The organism is Pseudomonas sp. HP_12 (assembly GCF_055283955.1).
The window spans coordinates 250,715-272,919 of sequence record NZ_JBTOQG010000023.1 but is presented as its reverse complement, the minus strand read 5'-3'; the positions used below and the strand labels follow the sequence as shown (position 1 = coordinate 272,919).

Below are 22,205 nucleotides of genomic sequence, written 5' to 3'. Positions count from 1 at the left end.
TGGAAGGCTGAAGCAACGGCGCCAAGTGGGCTCGTTATTTCAGCCAGACCTGCATTCGGACGCACAGGAACCCCTCGGGTTCCTGAGCCAACATGAAATCGCAGGGCAAATCGCGGGGGAATCAGTCGCGGAAGTTGTTGAATTGCAGCGGCATGCCGAACTCGTGACCACGCAGCGCAGCGATCGCCTCTTGCAGGTCGTCACGCTTCTTGCCGGTGACGCGCACTTGCTCGCCCTGAATCGCAGCCTGAACCTTGAGCTTGGCTTCCTTGATGTGAGCGACGATCTTCTTCGCCAGCTCCTTGTCGATGCCTTCCTTGAGCGTGGCCTCCTGTTTCATGACCTTGCCGGACGCGAAGGGGTCCTTCAGCTCCAGGCACTGCACGTCGATCTTGCGCTTGACCAGGGCCAGCTTGAGGATCTCGATCATCGCTTCGAGCTGAAAACCTTCTTCGGCGGTCATCTTGATCAGCAGGTCTTTTTCCGTGAACTCGAAGCTGCCTTTGCCTTTGAGGTCGTAGCGGCGGTCCAGCTCTTTGATCGCGTTGTCGACGGCATTCGTGACTTCGTGTTTATCCAGTTCAGACACTACGTCGAACGAGGGCATTTAGATTCTCCAATTGATACGGCGCGGCTCGACATGTGGATGGAGCACGCCTGACTTGACGGTATGAAAGCCCGGTCATTATAACGAGACTTTTCCCACGTTCATGTGAGCCTGCGATGTTGATTTGGTTTTCCTTGCGCACCGAGATCTTCGTCATCGGGCGTGATTTCTTTTGAGTCGCGTTTGCTGGCATGTGCTGGGCGCGGGCAGCTTGGGCAGTCTGTGGGCCACGCGACTGGCCCGGGCGGATCTGCCGGTGCGCCTGATCGTGCGCGACGAGGCTCGACTTGCGGCCTACAACACCCAAGCCGGTCTGACGCTCAACGAAAACGGTCAGCGCCAGACGTTTGCTATCCCGGCACAGACGCTCAACGCAGGCGAGCCCATCCAGCGCCTGCTGGTGGCATGCAAGGCCTACGACGCTGAACATGCGGTTGCAGCCGTCGCCCATCGCCTGACCGACAGGGCCGAGGTGCTCCTGCTGCAAAACGGGCTGGGCAGCCAGGACGCCGTGGCCGCCGTGATTCCTGAGGCACGCTGCATCTTTGTCTCCAGCACCGAAGGCGCCTACCGCCATGAAGACGGGAGCGTGGTGTTCGCCGGACAGGGTTTCAACTGGCTGGGCGACACGCAGCAAGGCGCGGCGCCGGCCTGGCTGGAGGAACTCAAGCAAGCGGGCATCCCCCATCAGTGGACCGCTGACATCGCCGAACGCCTCTGGCGCAAGCTCTCGCTCAACTGCGCCATCAACCCGCTGACCGTCTTGCACCAATGCCGCAACGGCGAGCTGCAGGCTCATGCCGAGGAAGTGACGGCGCTGTGTGCCGAGCTCGGCCATGTGCTGCACTGCTGCGGTCAGCCCGGCGCGGCTGAGGGGTTGCTGGATCAAGTGCAACAGGTGATTGCTGCCACCGCTGCGAATTATTCCTCGATGTATCAGGATGTCGCCCAAGGCCGCCGCACCGAGATCCGCTACCTGCTCGGGCATGTCTGCGCCACGGCGGCGGCCCTTGATTGCCCGGCACCCACACTGAACCTGTTGCGCCTGCGCCTGATCGAACACCTCAACGCCCGAGGTCTGCCCAGCGACTGACGGGTTTGCTCACGGGCGGAACAGCGCTAACCTGCCCGCTCCTCCTTCCGGTGACCTGCCCCATGCCATTGCGCCAGCGCCTCGAAAACCTGCCGGTCGGTCAAAAACTTCTGGCCGCCTTGCTGGTATTGCTCACCACCGTGCTGGTGGTCGCCAACCTGACCTTCATCAGCGCCGCCTACTACATCTCTCAGGAAGCGATGGCGCCCCAGGCGTTGCAAACGATCGGTCGACTGATCAGCAATCCGGGGCTGTCCGAGCAAGCCTTATCCTTGACCTACAACGCCCAGGCGCTGCTGAAGGAACTGAAGAATTACGGCCCGTTGCGGGCGGCGGCTGTTTACGACAGCAGCGGTACGCGTCTGGCGCAGATGCAGCAGGGCGACAAATTGCGCATGCCCGACCATTACCGCGATCTGGAGAGCTGGCGCATTACCGAGTTTCGCAACACTCAGGTCATCCCCATTCCCAAAGCAGGGCAAGCGCCGGGGCATCTTTTGCTGGTCGCCAGCAGCGAATTGCCGACGGCGTTCTACACCGGCACGCTGACCGCCAGTATCGGCATTCTGATTTTCAGCATCCTGCTCTGGGCCGGTGTGGCCCGGCAGATTCGGCGCTTCATCACTGAACCGATCTACCAGCTTGAAGATTTGTCCCGGCGGGTCACCCGCGAGGAAAACTACGCGCTGCGGGCGACGCCCGGTAACAAGGACGAAATCGGGTCGCTCGCCGAGGCGTTCAACACCATGCTCTCGCGCATGGAAGCCCGTGAGCAGCAGCTCAGACGCGCACGCGATGAGTCCCAGGAAGCCTACGATCAGGCGCAGGGTCTGGCGGAGGAAACCCGTCACACCAACCGCAAGCTGGAGCTGGAAGTGCAGGTGCGCAGCAAGATCGAGAAGAAGCTCACGGGGTTTCAGAACTACCTCAACAGCATCATCGACTCCATGCCGTCGGCGCTGATCGCCCTGGACGAGCAGCTGTACGTCACCCAGTGGAATCAGGAAGCCGGCGCCCTGTCCGGTACCCCACTGGACGAGGCGCTGAACCAGCCCATCTACTCGGCGTTCCCGCCGATGCGCGCCTTCTTGCCGCAGATCAAACAGACCGTCGAGCGTCACACCGTCACCAAGATTGAGCGTGTCACCTGGGTCAAGGGCGAAGAGTCGCGTCATTACGCCCTCACCTTCTACCCTCTGACCGGCGATGCCGGCCGTGGCGCGGTGATCCGCATCGATGACATCACCCAGCGCCTGTCGCTGGAGGAAATGATGGTCCAGTCCGAGAAGATGCTCTCGGTGGGTGGCCTGGCCGCAGGCATGGCCCATGAAATCAACAACCCCCTCGGCGCGATCATGCACAACGTGCAGAACATCCGCCGTCGGCTGTCGCCCGACCTGCCCAAGAACCTGGAGCAGGCCCAGCAGGAGGGCATCGAGCTGGCGGCGGTCAATCAATACTTGATCGCCCGGGAAGTGCCGCAGTTGCTGGACGGCATTCAGTCAGCCGGGGCGCGGGCGGCGAAGATCGTCAGCCACATGCTCAGCTTCAGCCGACGCAGCAACCGGCAGTTGGCGCCCTGTGATCTGCCGGCACTGATTGATCAGGCCGTGGAGATTGCCAGCAACGACTTCGACCTGACCATCGGCTTTGACTTCAAGGGCCAGAACATCATTCGCCAGTTCGATCCTGCTCTGGGCCCGGTGCCTGCGACGGCCAACGAACTGGAGCAAGTGCTGCTCAACCTGCTGAAGAACGCCGCTCAGGCTATTCACCAGCGCGAGAACGCCAGCGAGCCGGGGCGCATCATTTTGCGCACACGCCTGAACCCGCCCTGGGCGGAAATCCAGGTCGAGGACAACGGCATCGGCATGTCCGAGAGCGTGCGCAAGCGCACCTTCGAGCCGTTTTTCACCACCAAAGAGATCGGCCAGGGCACGGGCCTCGGGCTGTCGGTGTCGTATTTCATCATCACCAACAACCACAAAGGCCAGATGGAAGTGCATTCCACCCTCGGCCAGGGCACCTGTTTCACCTTGCGCCTGCCGCTGGTGGACAATTCGATAGATATGCCTGCACCACAGGTCATTGGTCAGAACGACCGGGAGTAGAGCCATGGGATTTCGCTTGTCGAAAATTTACACGCGCACGGGTGACACCGGCGAAACGGGCCTGGGCGATGGTCGCCGAGTGCCGAAGGATCACCCGCGGGTCGAGGCCATCGGGGAAGTCGACTCACTGAACAGTCAGGTCGGCGTATTGCTGGCCGGCCTTTCGGCGGCAGTCTCGATTCATCCGGCGTTGCAGGAAGTCATCGACGTGTTGGCGCCGTGTCAGCATCGGTTGTTCGACCTGGGCGGCGAGCTGGCGATGCCGGAATACAAGGCGCTGAATGCGGCGGAGATCGAGCGCCTGGAAACGGCCATCGATCACTGGAATGAGGAGCTGGGGCCGCTGGAGAACTTCATCCTGCCGGGCGGCTCGACGCTGATCGCCCAAGCCCACGTTTGCCGGAGCCTGGCGCGTACGGCGGAGCGGCGTTGCCAGCACCTGAACGCGGTCGAGCCACTGGCCGGGGTTGGTCTGGCGTACATCAATCGGCTGTCGGATTTGCTGTTTGTCGCGGCACGGATCATTGCCCGGCGTGAGGGTGTAGCGGAGATTTTGTGGGAGCCTGCGAAGAAGCCGCAGTGACTGGGTAGGGATTAGGCTGACTGTGCTGCGCTGCTGATACGCCGCAAATCAGCTAGCAAGCGCGGAACCTGTGGGAGTAACCGGGGTGGCGCTCCACCTTGCTCACGAAGACTGCATTTCAGCCACTAGAGATCCAGTGGATGTACAGACCTCTTCGCGAGCAAGCTCGCTCCCACAAGTTCTTCATCGGCAGCGGAATCAGGTGTTGTGCCAAGAGGGATGAGCCGGCACCGACATTTGCTTTGTCAGTCCTGCGGCCAGAACGCTCTGATCCCCGCCACACCCTGCGCGCCACATTCCCACGCGTGCTGACGGTCCGTCGGCCCTACCCCGCCCAGCAGATAAACCGGCTTGCTAAAGCCCTCGATCAAGTCGCGAGCCTTTTCCCAACCCAGCGGCTGGGCGTCCGGATGGCTTTGCGTCGGCAGCACAGGCGAGAGGGTGACGAAATCCACGCCCATCTGCTCGGCCAGACTCAACTCTTCAGCGTCGTGACAGGAGGCTGCCAGCCAGCGATCTTCAGGAAACGGACGGCCCTTGCTGGCGTATTTGCGCAGCTGTTCGCTGGTCAGGTGCCAGCCCGCCGCCGGAAAGTCACCCAGCCATTCCCTCGGCCCTTTGAGCATCAACTGCGCCTTGCCCGCGCACAGCCCGACCGCGTCCACCGCAACGTCACGGTATTTCGGGTCGTACATATTCGGCGCACGCAGCTGAACCAGCTTGATGCCGCCAGCCACCGCCGTGCGTATGCCGCGCAGCAGTTCGGGCGTTTCCAGATCGTCCGGGGTGATCAGGTATTCACCCGGCAAACGCGCAGCGGCCACGATCGGCCGATTGGCCGCCGGAAATTCATACTCGGCCAGTTCCCGCTGCGATACCCAGGCCAGCGGTTGCCCTTCGACACCGTGGGGCTCGCCGGTAAACGACGAGACTTCCCACACGTCCAGCAACACCTGTTTGTCCGGGTAGTCGTGCTTGATCTTGATCAGCGGACGCGCCGCCGTAACGACGATGCCGAGCTCTTCGTGCAGCTCGCGCGACAGCGCGGCCTCGACCGATTCATCCGGTTCAACCTTGCCGCCAGGAAACTCCCACAGACCGCCCTGATGCTGTTTGTCGGCGCGTCGGGCGATGAGGATCTTGCCGTCGGTGCCACGGATAACCGCCGCGGCCACATGGATGCGTTTCACGTTCAACCTTCCTCCAGACCCGCTTTCTGCCAGCGTTTGAACTCAGGCCACTGATAAATCGTTTCGACGTAGGCCGCCGCGTCCGCTGGCAGCTCGACGCGATAGGTACGAAAGCGCACGGCGACCGGTGCGAAGAACGCATCGACGATGCCCGGCGTGCCGAACAGAAAACCTTCGCTCACGCCCGACACCGCGCGGCATTCACGCCACAGCGCAACCATGCGGTCGATGTCTGCCTGAGCTTCGACCGCAATGACTTCCAGCGCCTCGTCCTGACGCAAATCCATCGGCAAGCGCGAGCGCAGTCCGACAAAGCCGCTGTGCATCTGCGCGCACGCCGAGCGGGCCTGAGCGCGGGCGGCGATATCCGCCGGCCACAAGCCTGCATTCGGAAAACGCTCCGCCAGATACTCACAAATCGCCAATGAGTCGACGATGGTGCCGTGCTCGCACTTCAGCGCCGGCACTTTACCGGTCGGCGAATGCTCCAGAATCAGGCGCGTGGTGTCAGCCTGATTCAGGCGAATCACCTGATCGGTGAACGTCTCGCCGGTCAGCGCAAGCGCCAGCCACGGACGCAGCGACCAGGAGGAGTAACGTTTGTCGCCGATGATCAGGCGCAGGCTCATGTCTTGGCTCCGTTGAGACCGGTGGACTCGCTCGTGACTCAGGTGCGGTATTCCGCGTTGATTTTCACGTACTCGTGCGACAGGTCGGTGGTCCAGATGGTTTCGCTGCAATCACCTCGACCCAGCTCGATGCGGATGGTGATTTCTTCCTGTGCCATCACCAGCGAGCCTTGCTCTTCAGTGTAGGTGCTGGCGCGGGCGCCTTTGCTGGCGATGCAGACGTCACCCAGAAACACGTCGATCTTGCTGACGTCCAGGTTCGGCACGCCCGCACGCCCTACGGCCGCCAAGATCCGGCCCCAGTTAGGGTCTGACGCGAACAGCGCGGTTTTGATCAGCGGCGAGTGCGCGACGGTGTAACCGACGTCCAGGCATTCCTGGTGATTGCCGCCGCCGTTGACTTCGACGGTCACGAACTTGGTCGCGCCCTCGCCGTCACGGACGATGGCCTGGGCGACGTCCATGCACACCTCGAAGACGGCTTTTTTCAGCGCTTCAAACAGTGGGCCCTTGGCTTCAGTCACCGCGGGCAGGTCGGCCTGGCCGGTGGCAATCAGCATGCAGCAGTCATTGGTCGACGTGTCGCCGTCGATGGTGATGCGGTTGAACGACTTGTTGGCACCGTCGCGAATCAGGTCCTGCAGCACGCTCGGCGCCACCTTGGCGTCGGTGGCGATGTAGCCCAGCATGGTCGCCATGTTCGGACGAATCATGCCCGCGCCTTTGCTGATGCCGGTCACGGTGACCGTGACGCCATCGAGCACGAACTGACGGCTCGCGCCTTTGGGCAGCGTGTCAGTGGTCATGATGCCGGTGGCCGCTGCGGCCCAGTTGTCGACGGACAAATCATCCAGCGCCGCCTGCAGCGCGCCTTCGATCTTCTCGACGGGCAACGGCTCACCGATCACGCCCGTGGAAAACGGCAGCACGGCGCTGGCGTCCACCCCGGTTATCTCGGCCAGCTTCGCGCAGGTGCGCTCGGCAGCCGCCAGCCCTGGTTCGCCCGTGCCGGCGTTGGCGTTGCCGGTGTTGGTCAGCAAATAACGCACGGTGCCTTGCACGCGCTGCTTGGCGATGATCACCGGCGCCGCGCAAAACGCGTTCAGGGTGAATACGCCCGCGACACTCGAGCCTTCGGCGCAGCGCATGACCACAACATCTTTGCGCCCCGGGCGCTTGATGCCGGCGGAGGCGATGCCAAGTTCAAAACCGGGAACCGGGTGCAGCGTCGGCAAAGGACCAAGACCAACAGCCATGAAGTGCGCTCCTTGAAAGACAGTCACACCGCGCGGCCTCGCCGACACGGCTCGATTGATTGAAAAACGCCGCGACGGCTGAGCCGGTCGCGGCGTGATATTACAGGTCAGCTACAGCTCTTCGCGGTGGGCGAATTAGCTGATCTGGCCGTGACAGTGCTTGAATTTCTTGCCCGAACCACACCAGCACAATTCGTTGCGACCCAGCTTCTGGTCGTTGCGTACCGGCGACAGTGCGGCGGCTGCAGCTACCGCAACGTCCTCGCCCTCTTCGGCGAGCAGGTCCGGCTGGTCCAGGCCCGGCGCTTCGGCGTGCTGGAACTGCATGCGCTGCGCCAACTCCTCGGCTTCGCGACGCAGACGCGCCTCTTCCTCGGCCGGATCTTCGCGGCGAACCTGGACGTGGGACAGCACACGAATGGCGTCGCGCTTGATCGAATCGAGCAGCTCCTGGAACAGGGCAAACGACTCGCGCTTGTATTCCTGCTTCGGGTTCTTCTGGGCGTAGCCGCGCAGGTGAATACCGTGACGCAGGTGATCCATGGTCGACAGGTGGTCTTTCCACAGGTCGTCCAGCACGCGCAGGAGAATCTGCTTCTCGAAGGTGCGCAGCGCCTCGGCACTGGCCTGGTCTTCTTTCTCGTTGTAGGCCGCCAAGATGGCTTCCATCAACTTCGGACGCAGGGTGTCTTCGTTCAGGTGATCGTCTTCGTCGAGCCACTGCTGAATCGGCAGCTTCACGCCGAAATCGCTGTTCAGCGCGGCTTCCAGACCGGCCACGTTCCACTGCTCAGGCAACGACTGCGGCGGGATGTGCGCGGAGATGGTGGCATCGAGGACTTCTTCGCGGAACTCGGCAATGGTGTCACCAATGTTGGTCGCAGCCAGCAGGCTGTTACGCATGTGGTAGATCACTTTGCGCTGTTCGTTGGAAACGTCGTCGAACTCGAGCAGCTGCTTGCGGATGTCGAAGTTGCGGCCTTCGACTTTGCGCTGCGCTTTTTCGATGGCGTTGGTCACCATGCGGTGCTCGATCGCTTCGCCCGACTGCATGCCCAGCGCTTTCATGAAGTTCTTCACCCGATCAGAGGCGAAGATGCGCATCAGGCTGTCTTCCAGCGAAAGATAGAAACGGCTCGAACCGGTGTCACCCTGACGACCGGCACGACCACGCAGCTGGTTGTCGATACGGCGGGATTCGTGACGCTCAGAGGCAATAACGTGCAGGCCGCCCGCCTCGATCACTTGCTGATGGCGCTTCTGCCAGTCGGCCTTGATCTGCGCGATCTGCTCTGGGGTCGGGTCTTCCAGGCTGGCCACTTCAACTTCCCAGTTGCCGCCCAACAGAATGTCGGTACCGCGACCGGCCATGTTGGTGGCGATGGTCAGCGCACCCGGACGACCGGCCTGGGCAATGATCTCGGCTTCTTTTTCGTGGAACTTGGCGTTCAGAACCTTGTGCTCGATGCCTTCCTGCACCAGCAGGCGGGACATGTGCTCCGAGGTTTCGATGGTCGCTGTACCTACCAGCACCGGACGCTGCTCGGCCAGGCAGGCTTTGATGTCGGTGATGATCGCCGCGTACTTCTCTTCGGCGGTCAGGTACACGAGGTCGTTGAAGTCTTTCCGCGCCAACGGCTTGTTCGGCGGAATGACCATCACGGCCAGAGCATAGATCTGGTGGAATTCGAACGCTTCGGTGTCCGCCGTACCGGTCATGCCGGACAGCTTGTTGTAGAGACGGAAGTAGTTCTGGAAGGTGGTAGAGGCCAGGGTCTGGCTCTCGGCCTGAATATTCAGGCCTTCCTTCGCTTCGATGGCCTGGTGCAGGCCTTCGGACAGACGACGACCCGGCATGGTGCGGCCGGTGTGTTCGTCGACCAGCAGGATCTGGCCGTCCTGAACGATGTACTCGACGTTGCGATGGAACAGCTTGTGGGCACGCAGACCGGCATAAACGTGGGTCAGCAGGCCCAGGTTGTGCGCCGAGTACAGGCTCTCGCCTTCAGCCAGCAAACCGACTTCGGTGAGCATCTCTTCGATGAACTGGTGACCGGACTCGTTCAGCTCCACCTGACGGGATTTCTCGTCGATGGAGAAGTGACCCTGCTGGGTGACCTGGCCTTCCACTTCCTCGATGTGCTGCTCGAGCTTGGGGATCAGCTTGTTGATTTCGGTGTAGAGCTTGGAGCTGTCTTCGGCCTGACCGGAGATGATCAGCGGCGTACGGGCTTCGTCGATGAGGATCGAGTCGACTTCGTCGATCACGGCGAAATTCAGCTCACGCTGGAATTTGTCTTCCAGGCTGAAGGCCATGTTGTCGCGCAGGTAGTCGAAACCGAATTCGTTGTTGGTGCCGTAGGTGATGTCGGAGGCGTAGGCGGCGCGCTTCTCTTCCGGCGGCTGGAAAGGCGTGACCACGCCTACGGTCAGACCGAGGAATTCATACAGCGGGCGCATCCAGTTGGCGTCACGACGGGCCAGGTAGTCGTTCACCGTGACTACGTGCACGCCTTTGCCGGACAGTGCGTTGAGGTAGACCGCGAGGGTCGCGACGAGGGTTTTACCCTCACCGGTACGCATCTCGGCGATCATGCCTTCGTGCAGCGTCATGCCGCCGATCAGCTGTACGTCGAAGTGACGCATGCCCATGATGCGTTTACCCGCCTCGCGGCAGACCGCGAAGGCTTCTGGCAAGAGCTGGTCGAGGGTCTCACCTTTGGCTATGCGGGCCTTCAACTCGTCGGTCTTGGCGCGCAGCTGTTCGTCCGAGAGGGCGAGCATTTGCTCTTCGAAGCCGTTGACGACCTGGACCGTCTTGAGCATGCGCTTCACTTCGCGCTCGTTCTTGCTTCCGAAAAGTTTTTTTAACAAAGGTGCAAACATATCGAAAGGATCTTCCACACATAGGGATGGAGGGCGGCCCCGTGAGTCGCCCGAGCAGCCCTCATGGCCGCATGCGAACGAGCATTCTACCCGGAAATGGTGGTGAGGAAAGTGGCGTTATTCCACGATGCTGGCACAGCAGTGTTACGGGGCAGAAGTACAATAGGGTCATTTCCCGTGACTTCAACCCATGGGGGTGAGAAGTTTTATTAATGTTTTTTCATGATCGCGGGGCTTATTTGCACCCTGGACGCCTGACGCAAAGGTGCTTCTACCGATTCTGCTAAGATCACGCCCAGGCAACACAAGGCACCTCATCATGGCATTCCGTCCCCTCCCCGCTCGCGCACCGGCTGTGCTTCTGCGCGAAGCCCGGCCCCTCAAAGCCATCTTCAACCACGCCCAACGCCTCGCGCACTTGCAGCGTCTGCTGGAAAGCCAGCTACAACCCGCCGCGCGCGAGCACTGCCACGTCGCGTCATGGCGCGAAGGCACACTGCTGCTCATCGTCACGGATGGCCACTGGGCCACTCGACTGCGTTATCAACAGAAGCGTTTGCAACGGCAACTGGTTGCGTTCAAGGAATTTGCCAATCTCACCCGGCTGCAACTGAAGGTTCAACCCGCGAGAACCCACCGGACTGAAGCTGGGCATACGCGCGATCTGTCGGTCGCGGCGGCCGAGACCATCACCGCAACAGCGGAAGGCATCACCGACCCGAAACTGCGTGCTGCGCTCGAGCGGCTGGCCGCGCATGCTGTGCCTAAAGAGGCTGGGGAATCATAGTTCGGACGGGGACAGATTAATTTACGGTGAAGCGTTGTAAATAAATCAGTCCCCTTCAAATGTTAGTCCCCTTCAAATGTTGGCAAGTCCAAAAATGCCAGCGCACGCACTGGCCCCTTCCCGGCTAAAGCCGGTCCTACATGAACACCGCGTGCAGCCAGTTGGGCCGGCGGCGCCCTCGTAGGACCGGCTTCAGCCGGGAAGCCTTTGCTCTGCTTTTGATTTTCATACATAAGAAGTCCAGACACCGCCAATCGCGACTTGGGTGCAGGCTGAACGCAGGTCTCGCGCAGTGGGCCGAGCCGCATGGATGCGGCGAGAGCGCCGTCAGGGCATGGATGCCCGTTCGGCGCGAGCCCACGGAGCGAGAACGGAGTGAAGGTATTCCGACGAAGGAGGAACCCAACCAGGAACACGGCCTTTTTGGTTACTTTTTTCTGGGCCGGCAATCCGGGCTGTTGGAAAAAGTGACCCGCCGTAAGGGCGGAACCATAACTCCAGCAAACACAAAAAACGAATATGCCCGCTATCTAATCGACGCTCATAAAAAAAGCCACCCGAAGGTGGCCTGAAAACATCAAAACTAGGAAGAAGAGACTGTTTACACCGCCGCTACAGGGCGCATGTAAGAGATCGGTGCGGTGCTGGCATCTTCGAAGGTCACAACTTCCCAAGCGTCTTCCTGAGCGATCAACGCACGAAGCAAACGATTGTTCAGACCGTGTCCCGACTTGAAGCCCTGATACTCGCCGATCAGACTGTTGCCCAACAGATACAGGTCACCGATGGCATCCAGAATCTTGTGCTTCACGAACTCGTCTTCATAACGAAGACCGTCTTCGTTCAACACGCCGTCCTTGTCCACAACGATCGCGTTTTCAACGCTGCCGCCCAGAGCCAGGTTGTGCTTACGCAGATACTCGATGTCTTTCATGAAACCGAATGTCCGCGCACGGCTCACTTCTTTAACGAACGAAGTGCTGGAAAAATCCACACAAGCCGTTTGCGTGCGGTTCTTGAGATACGGGTGATCGAAATCGATCTCGAACCCGACCTTGAACCCTTCAAACGGTAAGAACTTGGCGGACTTGCCGTCTTCTTCTACGCACACTTCTTTAAGTATGCGGATGAATTTCTTCGGTGCGTCCTGTTCTTCCAGGCCAGCCGATTGAATCAGGAATACGAAGGGACCTGCGCTGCCATCCATGATTGGAACTTCGGAGGCAGAAAGTTCAACGTAGGCGTTATCGATGCCAAGGCCGGCCATGGCCGACAGCAAGTGCTCGACCGTATCGACCTTCACGTCGCCATTGAACAGCGTCGTGGAGAGCGTGGTGTCACCCACATTCAACGCGTGAGCGTTGATCTGGACCACCGGCTCAAGGTCGGTACGGAAAAACACAATGCCAGCGTTCACAGGTGCTGGTTTGAGGGTCAGGTAAACCTTCTCCCCCGAGTGCAGGCCGATACCTGTGGCACGGATAATATTTTTCAGGGTGCGTTGTTTAATCATGGCATTGGCCGCTTCAGCGCGTATCGCGAATTAGTATCAACAAAGGCTGGCGATGATAGCAGACCCCGCCTTTGCTGAACACCAATCACCCTTATACCCCTGATAGAACCCATTAATCAGCCTGACGACGCAGGAACGCTGGAATATCCAGGTAATCCAGATCGTCTTGCGGGTTCATCTTCGCTGCGGCTGTTGCGCCCGCGTGTGCCTGATTGCGCATCACGGTTGGACGGTCCAGATCGCGGTAGTTGACCGAAGGCAACTCCTGGCGTGCGGCGTGCTGCTGCGCAGGTGCGGCTTGAGCGGTCTGCATAGTGTTGTCGATGACCTTCACAGGCTTCTCGATTTTCGCACCCAGGCCGGTGGCAACCACAGTGACGTGCAGCTCGTCGCGCATGTCCGGATCGATAACCGTACCGACCTTGACCATGGCGTGCTCGGAGGCGAACGCTTCGATGATGCTACCCACGTCGGAGTACTCACCCAGAGACAGGTCAGGACCGGCAGTGATGTTGACCAGAATGCCGCGAGCACCTTGCAGGTTCACGTCTTCCAGCAACGGGTTGCGGATGGCCGCTTCAGTGGCTTCACGCGCACGGTTCGGACCGCTGGCGCAGCCGGTGCCCATCATCGCCATGCCCATTTCGGACATCACGGTGCGTACGTCGGCGAAGTCGACGTTGATCATGCCCGGGCGCTTGATGATGTCGGAGATACCGCGAACGGCACCGGCCAGTACATCGTCAGCCTTGGCGAAAGCCGACAGCAGGCTGGCGTCTTTACCGAGGATGGTCAGCAGCTTCTCGTTGGGAATGGTGATCAACGAGTCGACGCTTTCGGACAGCGCGCGGATGCCTTCATCGGCGATCTGCATGCGCTTGCGGCCTTCGAACGGGAACGGACGTGTCACGACCGCAACGGTCAGAATGCCCATTTCCTTGGCCACTTCGGCAATGATCGGAGCCGCACCGGTGCCGGTACCGCCGCCCATGCCGGTGGTGATGAAGACCATGTTGGTGCCTTGCAGCACTTCAGCGATGCGCTCGCGGTCTTCCAGTGCAGCCTGACGGCCGACTTCAGGATTCGCACCCGCGCCCAAGCCTTTGGTCACGCCGGTACCCAGTTGCAGAATGGTACGTGCGCCAATATTTTTCAGTGCCTGAGCATCGGTGTTGGCGCAGATGAACTCGACGCCTTCGATGTTGCTCTTGACCATGTGATTGACTGCGTTGCCGCCGCCACCACCAACGCCGATAACTTTAATTACCGGGCTTTGTGGGATGTTGTCTACGAGCTCGAACATGTTCCCTCTCCTTCAGTTCTCTAGTTTTATGTCGCCTGTTGCCTGCCTACCACTTTTTGAATCTTAGAAATTCCCCTGAACCCAGCGCTTGAGACGCTCTAACACTGGAGCCTTCGGTTCATCGCTATAACTGCTACCGGAGCCGGAAAGGCCGGACAGCGAGATGCCGTCAGACTGCTTTTGCAGTCCGTACAGCAACAGGCCGACGCCGGTTGAGTAGATCGGGTTGCGAACGACGTCCGCGAGCCCTTTGACGCTGTGCGGCACGCCGAGGCGGACCGGCATGTGGAAGATCTCTTCGGCCAGTTCGACCGCGCCTTCCATTTTCGAGGTGCCACCGGTCAGCACGATGCCGGCCGGGATCAAGTCTTCGTAGCCGCTGCGACGCAGTTCGGCCTGAATCAGGGTGAACAGCTCGTCATAGCGCGGCTCGACCACTTCGGCGAGGGCCTGACGGGACAGTTCACGGGGCGGACGGTCGCCGACGCTTGGCACTTTGATGGTCTCACCGGCACCGGCCAGTTTGGCCAGGGCGCAGGCGTAACGGATTTTGATTTCTTCGGCGTACTGGGTCGGTGTACGCAGCGCCATGGCGATGTCGTTGGTGACCTGATCGCCCGCAATCGGGATCACCGCGGTGTGACGGATAGCGCCTTCGGTGAAGATCGCGATGTCGGTGGTGCCGCCGCCGATGTCCACCAGGCACACGCCCAGTTCTTTCTCGTCGTCGGTCAGCACCGAGTAAGCCGAGGCCAGTTGCTCGAGGATGATGTCGTCGACTTCCAGCCCGCAGCGACGGACGCATTTTTCGATGTTCTGCGCCGCGTTCACCGCACAGGTCACCACGTGAACCTTGGCTTCCAGACGCACGCCCGACATGCCCAGTGGCTCGCGAACGCCTTCCTGGTTATCGATGACGTAATCCTGTGGCAGCGTGTGCAGCACACGCTGGTCAGCCGGGATCGCCACGGCCTGGGCAGCGTCGAGCACGCGCTCAAGGTCAGCGGAGCTCACTTCGCGGTCGCGAATCGCCACGATGCCGTGGGAGTTCAGGCTACGGATGTGGTTGCCCGCAACGCCGACGAACGCCGAGTGAATGCGGCAACCGGCCATCAGCTGCGCTTCTTCTACGGCGCGCTGGATCGATTGCACGGTGGATTCGATATTCACCACCACGCCCTTCTTCAGGCCGCGGGACGGGTGAGTGCCGATACCGACGATTTCCAGCGTGCCATCAGCCGCGACTTCGCCTACCAGCGCCACCACCTTGGAGGTGCCGATATCCAATCCGACGATCATTTTGCCGCTTTGCACGTTTGCCATGGGTCCTGCCTCTTATCAATTCTTCGCGACGGCGGGTTTGTCCGTCGTTGGCGCCGCTGCCTGTTCGCGCCAACCAACGGCCAGGCCGTTGTTGTAACGAAGGTCGACGCGCGCAATGTTCGTGATCTGGTCTTTCAGTGTCTTGTCGTAGATGGCGATAAAGCGGCGCATCTTCTCAAGCAGATTGCCTCGTCCCAGCAGCAGCTCCAGGCCTGGGCCTGCAGTGCCTGCGCCGGTGGTCAGAAACCAGCTGCCTCGCTCACGCAGTTCCAGGCGAGCGATGGAGAACCCCAGCGGGCGCAACATCTGGCTCAGGACCTGGTACTGCTGCATCACCTGCTGTTGAGCCCGTTGAGGCCCGAACAACTGCGGAAGGTGTTCGTAGTTGGCCAGCTCACGCGGGGTGAATGCCTGACCCTGGTTGTTCAGCAGGGATTGATCGCCCCAGCGCGCAACCGGTAATTGTTCTTCCAGACGGATCACCACCTGATCCGGCCAGACGCGGCGGACCTCGGCGTGGGCAATCCACGGCATCTGCTCAAGTTCGGTGCGCATGCCGGCCAAATCAATGTTGAAAAAGCTGGTCGCCACGAACGGCGCGATCCGCTGCTGCACGGCTTGCTGACTGATGTAGCTCAGATCGCCCTGCACGTTGATTCGCGAAATCGGCCGGTCGGCGTAAGGCAGCAGGCGCTGGGCGGCTTCGTACGTACCAAAACCAAACACCACCAGCAGCACCGGCCACATAAGGCTGCGCAGGAAACCGAAATTCGGTCGCGGCATGCGCGACGACATGGGCTCCTTGGCAACCATGCGGCTGGCACCCCGCGGCACCGGCTTGTTGCGGCCGGTAGCGGATTGCTGATGACGAACCGTTGCGCCGTGCATGATCTACCCTCGCACCTGGACGCTGTCGGCCAGAATCGCTAACACCAACTGTTGGAAATCGAGCCCGGCCGCACGCGCAGCCATGGGCACAAGGCTGTGATCGGTCATGCCGGGAACGGTGTTGACTTCCAGCAGCCAGAATTTGCCGTCGGCGTCCTGCATGACATCGGTGCGCGCCCAGCCGGCAATGCCGACCGCTTCACAGGCCCGAGCCGTGAGTGCCTTGAGTTCAACTTCTTTGGCTGCATCGAGGCCGCACGGAATCCGGTACTGGGTATCGGAGGCCAGGTATTTGGCGTCGTAGTCGTAAAAACTGTGGGGAGTACCCAGACCGATGGGAGGCAATACCTGCCCACGCAGAGAGGCGATGGTGAACTCCGGACCTTCGATCCATTGTTCGACCAACACTTGCGAATCGTAGGTACGGGCGGCGTTCCAGGCGGCGATCAATTCGTCGACGCCGGTCACCTTGGCCATACCGATACTGGAACCTTCATGGGCGGGTTTGACGATCAAAGGAAAGCCCAGTTCCGTCGCCGCAGAAATACAATCTGCTTCGCTGCTCAGCACGGCGTGGCGCGGCGTCGGCAAGCCGAGACTCTGCCAGACCTGCTTGGTGCGCAGCTTGTCCATCGCCAGCGCCGACGCGAGCACGCCGCTGCCGGTGTAGGGAATTTCCAGGCACTCAAGCAGGCCCTGCATGGTGCCGTCTTCGCCGCCACGACCGTGGAGGACGATGAACGCCCGATCGATTTGTTCACTGACCAGCCGCTGCAGAAAATCCTCGCCCACGTCGATACCGAACGCGTCGACGCCTGCGCTTTGCAGGGCTTCAAGCACTGCGCTGCCGGATTTCAGGGACACCTCCCGCTCCGCGCTCTTGCCGCCAAACAGCACGGCGACGCGACCGAAGCGTTTCGGCTCCAGCGTCGAGAACAGGGCGGACTGCAGGGCGGCTGTCATTTCAGCTTACCTTCGGTTGAGGCCACGATGGCGCCGGTGAAGAGCGGGCTTTTCAGCAGCTGTGGTGCAAGGCCGCCAATGTCGCCGGCGCCCTGGCACAGCAGGATGTCGCCGGCGCGCAGCAGGGGTTTGACCAGCGGGGCGAGTTCGACACCACGCTCGATGTAGATCGGATCAAGCTGACCGCGCTGACGAATGCTGTGGGCCAGCTGACGGCTGTCCGCACCCGGAATCGGTTCTTCACCGGCCGGATAGACTTCCATCAGCAGCAACACATTGGCCTCGTTGAGCACCTGCACGAAGTCGTCGTACAGGTCACGGGTGCGGCTGTAGCGGTGCGGCTGGTAGACCATGACCAGACGACGGTCCGGCCAGCCACCGCGCACGGCGTTGATGACGGCAGCCACTTCACGCGGGTGGTGACCGTAGTCGTCGACCAGCATCACGTTGCCGCCTTCCACCGGCAGTTCGCCGTATACCTGGAAACGACGGCCAACGCCCTGGAAGCCGGACAGCCCCTGAACGATGGCTTCGTCAGAGACGCCCTCGTCAGTGGCGATGGCAATGGTTGCCAGCGAGTTCAGCACGTTGTGCTTGCCCGGCATGTTGACCGAGACATCCAGTGGCTCGCGGTCACGACGCAGCACGGTGAAGTGTGTGTGCATGCCGTCCTGGCGCACGTTGATCGCGCGCACGTCGGCGGCGTCATCGAAGCCGTAGGTCATGATCGGGCGCTTGACCGAAGGCAGGATGTCGCGCACCACCGGATCGTCGATGCAGACCACGGCCAGACCGTAGAACGGCAGGTTGTGCAGGAATTCGACGAAGGTCTTCTTCAGTTTGTTGAAGTCGCCTTCGTAGGTCGCCATGTGGTCGGCGTCGATGTTGGTGACCACGGCCACCAGCGGCTGCAGGTGCAGGAAGCTGGCGTCGCTTTCGTCGGCTTCGGCGATCAGGTAACGGCTGGTGCCGAGCTGCGCGTTGGTACCGGCAGCGTTCAGACGCCCGCCAATCACGAAGGTCGGATCAAGGCCACCCGCCGCGAACACCGAGGCGATCAGGCTGGTGGTCGTGGTTTTGCCGTGGGTACCAGCGACCGCGATACCGTGGCGATAGCGCATCAGCTCAGCCAGCATTTCAGCGCGCGGCACCACAGGAATGCGACGCTCAAGGGCGGTCGCCACTTCTGGGTTGGAGGTGTTCACAGCGCTGGAGACCACCAGCACGTCCGCCGTCGATGCGTTTTCTGCACGATGGCCGATGAAGATCTGCGCGCCAAACGATTCGAGACGCTCGGTGACCGGCGAAGCCTTGAGGTCGGAACCGGACACGTCATAGCCCAGGTTCAGCAACACTTCGGCGATACCGCACATGCCCACGCCGCCAATGCCCACGAAGTGGATACGACGGATGCGGCGCATTTCCGGCTGTGGCATGGCGCGTTGATTTTCAACCATGGGCCACCTCCAGGCAGATATCGACGACGGTGTTGGTGGCGTCAGGCTTGGCCAGTTGGCGAGCCGTGACGGCCATGCGGTTCAATTGTTCGGGTTGCATCAAAACCTCTTTCAGGCGAGCGGCCATTTCGGCGGCGCCAGTTGTCGCTTGCGGCATGACGAAGGCAGCGCCCTCGCGAGCCAGATAGTCGGCGTTGCGTGACTGGTGATCGTCGATCGCGTGGGGCAAAGGCACCAGCAACGACGGCAGCCCGGCGGCAGCCAGTTCACTGACGGTCAACGCACCTGCGCGGCAGACCACCAGATCCGCCCAGCCATAGGCTTGTGCCATGTCTTTGATGAAGGGGGCGACCTGCGCCTCGACACCGGCGGCGCGATAACGCTCGGCGGTGACTTCATCGTGATGCTTGCCGGCCTGATGAAACACTTCAGGGCGGATATCGGCAGGCACTTGCGCCAGGGCTTCCGGCAGCAATTTGTTCAGCGGCTCGGCGCCCAGGCTTCCACCCAGCACCAGCAAACGAGGCCGGCGGCCAATCAGCGTCTGGCGCGGCGTTTCGAAGAACAGCTCGGCGCGCACCGGGTTACCGGTGGTGCGACGCTTGGCCGACGCGGCGAAGGTCTGCGGGAACGCTTCACAGACGCGTGCGGCGAACGACGCAAGACTGCGATTGGCCGTGCCCGCTACTGCGTTTTGCTCATGGATGATCAGCGGCACCCCGGCCAGCTTCGCCGCCAGACCGCCAGGGCCTGTCACGTAGCCACCGAAACCGACGACGCAGACCGGCTTCAACTCACCCACGATCTTGCGCGCCTGCAGCAAAGCCTTGATCAACATGAACGGCGCCTTGAGCAGCGACAGCCGGCCCTTGCCGCGCAGACCGGTGACGTTGATCAGGTGCAGCTTCAACCCTGCGGCGGGCACCAGTTCGTTTTCGATCCCACGGGGCGTACCCAGCCAATGCACGGTGTAGCCGCGGGCCTGGAACTCACGGGCGCACGCCAGCGCCGGGAACACGTGTCCGCCGGTGCCGCCCGCCATGATCAAAACGTTACCGGCGGCCATGGGTCGGCTCCTCGGCAAAGTCGCTTTCCTGGAACTCGGCCTCTTCACTGCCCATGTTGTTGCGCGATTCCCACTCGATGCGCAGCAACAGGCCCAAGCTGGCGCAGCAGATGATCAACGAGCTGCCGCCGTAGCTGAGGAACGGCAGGGTCAGACCCTTGGTCGGCAGCAGACCGACGTTCACGCCGATGTTGATCAGGAACTGACCAATCCACAGGAATGCCAGGCCGTAAGCGGTGTACGCAGCGAAGAACTGCTTGGCGCGCTCGGCCCACATGCCGATGTACATAGCCCGGATACTGACGAACACGAACAGCGCGACCGTGGCGAGGGAACCCACAACGCCCAACTCTTCAGCCAGTACCGAGAACACGAAGTCGGTGTGCGCTTCCGGCAGGTAGAACTGCTTCTGCACGCTGTTGCCAAGGCCGACGCCGAACCATTCACCGCGACCGAAGGCGATCAGCGCCTGGGTCAGCTGGTAGCCGGAACCGAACTGATCGGACCACGGGTCGGTGAAGGTAATCAGACGCGCCATCCGGTAAGGCTGCGCCTGAACCAGCACGAACACGGCACCCACTGCCAGCGCGACCATCAAGCTGAAACGGAACAGCCCGACGCCGCCAAGGAACAGCATCGCCGCCGCCGCGCCCATCATCACAACCGTGGCACCGAAGTCCGGCTCCATCAGCAGCAGGCCCGCCATCGGCAGCAGCACGATGAACGGCTTGAAGAAGCCCATCCAGCTCTCGCGCACTTCCTGCTGGCGACGAATCAGGTAACCGGCCAGGAAGATCACCACGAAGACTTTGGCGATTTCCGACGGCTGCACGTTGAACATGCCGAAGCCGATCCAGCGCATCGAACCGTTCACCTCACGCCCGATGCCGGGCACGATCACCGCGATCAACAGACCGAACGCGCCAATCAGCATCAGCCAGCCAAGGCGCTGCCACGTGGCGACCGGCACCATCATGGTCGCGACGCAGGCGATCAGGCCCAGCACCAGATAGATCAGGTGACGGGTCATCATGTACAGCGCGTTGCCCGACTGAACGGCGGCCACTTCCGACGACGCGGAAGTGATCATCACCAGTCCCAGGCCCAGCAACGCGAGGCAGCCGGCGAGCATCGGGAAATCGACGTCAACGCCACGGCCGCTGATGATCGGCGACGGGTACGGCTTGATCACGCCAAAAATCATGACAAGTCCCCCACGGCCCGGGCGAACAGTTGTCCGCGCTCCTCGAAATTCTTGAACATGTCCAGGCTTGCGCAGGCGGGCGACAGCAACACGGCGTCCCCTTCCTGCGCGATATCAGCAGCACGTTGCACGGCTTCTTCCAATGTAGTGACGCGTACCAGAGGCACCGAATCGCCGAAGGTCGCGGCGAGCAAATCCGCATCGCGGCCCAGCAGGACGACGGCGCGGCAATGGGCGGCAACCGGGGCTTGCAGCGGGGTGAAATCCGCGCCCTTGCCATCGCCGCCGGCAATCAGCACCAGCTTGCCGTCGATGTCGGCGCCCAAGCCTTCGATCGCTGCCAGCGCGGCGCCGACGTTGGTCGCTTTGGAGTCGTCGTAGTAGTTCACGCCGTTGAGCTCACGCAGCCATTGGCAGCGATGAACCAGACCGGCAAATGTCTTGAGGCTGGCAAGCATGGCATCGAACGGCAGACCCACCGCATGACCCAGCGCCAGTGCGGCCAAGGCGTTGGCCTGATTGTGGCCACCACGGATTTTCAGCTCGCGGACCGGCATGAGGTTGTCGAACTGAAAGGCCAGGTACTTCTCGCCGTTCTCTTCGCGCAAGCCGAAGCCGTTTCTATCGGGCTTGTTCAAACCAAAGGTCCAGCACGGCACGCCTTCGCCGATCAACGGCCGGGTCAGCGCGTCCTGACGATTCACCACCACTTGGCGCGCGCCGCGGAAGATCCGGTGCTTGGCCAGGTGATAAGCCGGCAGGCCGCTGTAACGGTCCATGTGGTCTTCGCTGATGTTCAGCACGGTCGCCACTTCAGCGCCAAGCTGATCGGTGGTTTCCAGCTGGAAGCTCGACAGCTCCATCACATACAGCTCGACGTCATCGCTGAGCAGGTCCAGCGCCGGGGTACCGAGATTTCCGCCAACCGCCACTCGCTTGCCCGCTGCCGCCGCCATCTCGCCCACCAGCGTGGTGACCGTGCTTTTCGCGTTCGATCCGCTGATGGCCACGATGGGCGCCTTGGCATTGCGAGCGAACAGCTCGATGTCGCCGGACAGCTTCACGCCGCGCATGGCCGCTTGCTGCAGGGCCGGGGTTGCCAGCGCCAGACCGGGGCTGACATACAGCTCATCGGCGCGGCACAGGAATTCAACGTCCAGCTCGCCACAGCGCACTTCGACCTGCGGGTAGTCACGGCGCAAGGTCGCGAGTTCTGGCGGATGCTCCCGCGTATCGGCGACAGCAAACGACACACCCCGGTTCGCCAGAAAGCGAACCAGGGACATGCCGCTCTTGCCGAGGCCGACAACGATGCGGAAGTGGTCAGAAGCGATCAGTGACACTCG

The 22,205-nt window shown here is 61.4% G+C and carries 18 protein-coding genes; 4 read left to right on the top strand and 14 right to left on the bottom strand.

Annotated features, from left to right (window positions below; genetic code table 11):
* Positions 1 to 121 precede the first annotated feature (121 nt).
* Positions 122 to 607 (bottom strand): YajQ family cyclic di-GMP-binding protein, encoded by a 486-nt coding sequence (locus tag ACYASU_RS16555; protein WP_065992166.1) that lies wholly within the window; start codon positions 605 to 607, stop codon positions 122 to 124.
* Positions 608 to 779: 172 nt separating this feature from the next.
* On the opposite strand from ACYASU_RS16555, the gene ACYASU_RS16550 reads away from it, so the two are divergent.
* The 3 genes from ACYASU_RS16550 (at position 780) to ACYASU_RS16540 (ending at position 4,394) form a co-directional block, all read left to right on the top strand.
* Complete coding sequence (locus ACYASU_RS16550; protein WP_463583403.1) at positions 780 to 1,700, top strand: putative 2-dehydropantoate 2-reductase; 921 nt, start codon at positions 780 to 782, stop codon at positions 1,698 to 1,700.
* 62 nt (positions 1,701 to 1,762) lie between these two features.
* Positions 1,763 to 3,811: a sensor histidine kinase gene (locus ACYASU_RS16545; protein WP_463583402.1), complete on the top strand. Its 2,049-nt coding sequence runs from the start codon at positions 1,763 to 1,765 to the stop codon at positions 3,809 to 3,811.
* 4 nt (positions 3,812 to 3,815) lie between these two features.
* Positions 3,816 to 4,394 carry a cob(I)yrinic acid a,c-diamide adenosyltransferase gene (locus ACYASU_RS16540; protein ID WP_346630809.1) on the top strand — a complete coding sequence of 193 codons (579 nt, stop codon included), beginning with the start codon at positions 3,816 to 3,818 and terminating at the stop codon, positions 4,392 to 4,394.
* Positions 4,395 to 4,639: 245 nt separating this feature from the next.
* Here the strand turns inward: ACYASU_RS16540 and ACYASU_RS16535 are convergent, their stop codons facing one another.
* The 4 genes from ACYASU_RS16535 to secA all read right to left on the bottom strand — a co-directional run bounded on the left by ACYASU_RS16535 (position 4,640) and on the right by secA (position 10,355).
* Complete coding sequence (locus ACYASU_RS16535; RefSeq protein WP_463583401.1) at positions 4,640 to 5,584, bottom strand: Nudix family hydrolase; 945 nt, start codon at positions 5,582 to 5,584, stop codon at positions 4,640 to 4,642.
* Positions 5,585 to 5,586: 2 nt separating this feature from the next.
* Positions 5,587 to 6,213, bottom strand: coding sequence for a glutathione S-transferase family protein (locus tag ACYASU_RS16530; RefSeq protein WP_463583400.1), 627 nt, complete (start codon positions 6,211 to 6,213; stop codon positions 5,587 to 5,589).
* Positions 6,214 to 6,251: 38 nt separating this feature from the next.
* Positions 6,252 to 7,469, bottom strand: coding sequence for a bifunctional glutamate N-acetyltransferase/amino-acid acetyltransferase ArgJ (argJ, locus tag ACYASU_RS16525; RefSeq protein ID WP_463583399.1), 1,218 nt, complete (start codon positions 7,467 to 7,469; stop codon positions 6,252 to 6,254).
* A 135-nt stretch (positions 7,470 to 7,604) separates the two neighbouring features.
* A complete protein-coding gene (gene secA / locus ACYASU_RS16520; RefSeq protein WP_463583398.1) occupies positions 7,605 to 10,355 on the bottom strand; it encodes a preprotein translocase subunit SecA in 2,751 nt (916 codons plus the stop codon).
* Between the two features lie 319 nt (positions 10,356 to 10,674).
* Between secA and ACYASU_RS16515 the strand changes: the two genes are divergently transcribed.
* Entirely contained in the window at positions 10,675 to 11,142 is a 468-nt protein-coding gene (locus ACYASU_RS16515) for a DUF721 domain-containing protein (protein ID WP_463583397.1), read from the top strand.
* Positions 11,143 to 11,743: 601 nt separating this feature from the next.
* On the opposite strand, the gene lpxC is transcribed toward ACYASU_RS16515, so the two are convergent.
* The 9 genes from lpxC to murD form a co-directional block, all read right to left on the bottom strand.
* Positions 11,744 to 12,655: a UDP-3-O-acyl-N-acetylglucosamine deacetylase gene (lpxC, locus tag ACYASU_RS16510; RefSeq protein ID WP_065992158.1), complete on the bottom strand. Its 912-nt coding sequence runs from the start codon at positions 12,653 to 12,655 to the stop codon at positions 11,744 to 11,746.
* Between the two features lie 112 nt (positions 12,656 to 12,767).
* Positions 12,768 to 13,958, bottom strand: a complete 1,191-nt coding sequence (ftsZ, locus tag ACYASU_RS16505; RefSeq protein ID WP_074884474.1) for a cell division protein FtsZ — start codon at positions 13,956 to 13,958, stop codon at positions 12,768 to 12,770.
* Between the two features lie 63 nt (positions 13,959 to 14,021).
* Positions 14,022 to 15,281, bottom strand: a complete 1,260-nt coding sequence (gene ftsA, locus ACYASU_RS16500; RefSeq protein ID WP_037014678.1) for a cell division protein FtsA — start codon at positions 15,279 to 15,281, stop codon at positions 14,022 to 14,024.
* A 15-nt stretch (positions 15,282 to 15,296) separates the two neighbouring features.
* Positions 15,297 to 16,169, bottom strand: coding sequence for a cell division protein FtsQ/DivIB (locus ACYASU_RS16495; RefSeq protein ID WP_282368937.1), 873 nt, complete (start codon positions 16,167 to 16,169; stop codon positions 15,297 to 15,299).
* 3 nt (positions 16,170 to 16,172) lie between these two features.
* Positions 16,173 to 17,132 (bottom strand): D-alanine--D-alanine ligase, encoded by a 960-nt coding sequence (locus ACYASU_RS16490; RefSeq protein WP_463583396.1) that lies wholly within the window; start codon positions 17,130 to 17,132, stop codon positions 16,173 to 16,175.
* On the bottom strand, positions 17,129 to 18,589 hold the full coding sequence (gene murC / locus ACYASU_RS16485) for a UDP-N-acetylmuramate--L-alanine ligase (RefSeq protein ID WP_133772215.1): 1,461 nt from the start codon (positions 18,587 to 18,589) through the stop codon (positions 17,129 to 17,131). Before murC ends, ACYASU_RS16490 begins: the two co-directional genes overlap by 4 nt.
* Entirely contained in the window at positions 18,582 to 19,655 is a 1,074-nt protein-coding gene (murG, locus tag ACYASU_RS16480; protein ID WP_192171757.1) for an undecaprenyldiphospho-muramoylpentapeptide beta-N-acetylglucosaminyltransferase, read from the bottom strand. Before murG ends, murC begins: the two co-directional genes overlap by 8 nt.
* The gene (gene ftsW, locus ACYASU_RS16475; protein WP_133772211.1) at positions 19,642 to 20,859 is read right to left on the bottom strand and encodes a putative lipid II flippase FtsW; all 1,218 of its coding nucleotides are present in this window, start codon (positions 20,857 to 20,859) and stop codon (positions 19,642 to 19,644) included. The genes murG and ftsW overlap by 14 nt, the downstream gene beginning before the upstream one ends.
* Positions 20,856 to 22,202 (bottom strand): UDP-N-acetylmuramoyl-L-alanine--D-glutamate ligase, encoded by a 1,347-nt coding sequence (murD, locus tag ACYASU_RS16470; RefSeq protein WP_463583395.1) that lies wholly within the window; start codon positions 22,200 to 22,202, stop codon positions 20,856 to 20,858. The genes ftsW and murD overlap by 4 nt, the downstream gene beginning before the upstream one ends.
* Positions 22,203 to 22,205: the final 3 nt, after the last annotated feature.

Coding starts and splice junctions, on each gene's coding strand:
- ACYASU_RS16555 (WP_065992166.1), bottom strand. CDS start 607: ATGCCCTCGTTCGACGTAGTGTCTGAACTGGATAAACACGAAGTCACG.
- ACYASU_RS16545 (WP_463583402.1), top strand. CDS start 1,763: ATGCCATTGCGCCAGCGCCTCGAAAACCTGCCGGTCGGTCAAAAACTT.
- ACYASU_RS16540 (WP_346630809.1), top strand. CDS start 3,816: ATGGGATTTCGCTTGTCGAAAATTTACACGCGCACGGGTGACACCGGC.
- ACYASU_RS16530 (WP_463583400.1), bottom strand. CDS start 6,213: ATGAGCCTGCGCCTGATCATCGGCGACAAACGTTACTCCTCCTGGTCG.
- argJ (WP_463583399.1), bottom strand. CDS start 7,469: ATGGCTGTTGGTCTTGGTCCTTTGCCGACGCTGCACCCGGTTCCCGGT.
- secA (WP_463583398.1), bottom strand. CDS start 10,355: ATGTTTGCACCTTTGTTAAAAAAACTTTTCGGAAGCAAGAACGAGCGC.
- ACYASU_RS16515 (WP_463583397.1), top strand. CDS start 10,675: ATGGCATTCCGTCCCCTCCCCGCTCGCGCACCGGCTGTGCTTCTGCGC.
- lpxC (WP_065992158.1), bottom strand. CDS start 12,655: ATGATTAAACAACGCACCCTGAAAAATATTATCCGTGCCACAGGTATC.
- ftsZ (WP_074884474.1), bottom strand. CDS start 13,958: ATGTTCGAGCTCGTAGACAACATCCCACAAAGCCCGGTAATTAAAGTT.
- ftsA (WP_037014678.1), bottom strand. CDS start 15,281: ATGGCAAACGTGCAAAGCGGCAAAATGATCGTCGGATTGGATATCGGC.
- ACYASU_RS16495 (WP_282368937.1), bottom strand. CDS start 16,169: ATGCACGGCGCAACGGTTCGTCATCAGCAATCCGCTACCGGCCGCAAC.
- ACYASU_RS16490 (WP_463583396.1), bottom strand. CDS start 17,132: ATGACAGCCGCCCTGCAGTCCGCCCTGTTCTCGACGCTGGAGCCGAAA.
- murC (WP_133772215.1), bottom strand. CDS start 18,589: ATGGTTGAAAATCAACGCGCCATGCCACAGCCGGAAATGCGCCGCATC.
- murG (WP_192171757.1), bottom strand. CDS start 19,655: ATGGCCGCCGGTAACGTTTTGATCATGGCGGGCGGCACCGGCGGACAC.
- ftsW (WP_133772211.1), bottom strand. CDS start 20,859: ATGATTTTTGGCGTGATCAAGCCGTACCCGTCGCCGATCATCAGCGGC.